Origin of the sequence: Nocardia cyriacigeorgica (genome assembly GCF_010858045.1) — a bacterium.
Taxonomy (GTDB): domain Bacteria; phylum Actinomycetota; class Actinomycetes; order Mycobacteriales; family Mycobacteriaceae; genus Nocardia; species Nocardia cyriacigeorgica_E.
The window spans coordinates 1-293 of record NZ_JAAGVC010000303.1 but is presented as its reverse complement, the minus strand read 5'-3'; the positions used below and the strand labels follow the sequence as shown (position 1 = coordinate 293).

Annotated in this window: 1 pseudogene; it reads right to left on the bottom strand. The window is 69.6% G+C overall.

Features of this window, described 5'->3' with window-relative positions:
• Nucleotides 1–293, bottom strand: a pseudogene (locus tag GV790_RS29805) (NAD(P)(+) transhydrogenase (Re/Si-specific) subunit alpha); the annotation flags it as partial.

Sequence of the window (293 nt, the reverse complement as noted above, 5' to 3'; positions counted from 1 at the left end):
CACCTCGGGACGCACGTCGTAGCCGGTGGTCCGCCCGGCGAGGCGCTTGGCCGTGGCCAATGCCTGCAGGCCGGCCACACCGACACCGAGCACCAGCACCGTCGCCGGCTTCACGGTGCCCGCCGCAGTGGTGAGCATCGGGAAGAAGCGGGTCGACTCCGACGCCGCGAGCAGCACGGCCTTGTAGCCGGCCACATTCGCCTGCGACGACAACGCATCCATCACCTGCGCACGCGAAATACGCGGAATCGCCTCCACCGCAAAGGCCTGCACGCCGGCCGACTTCAGTGCAC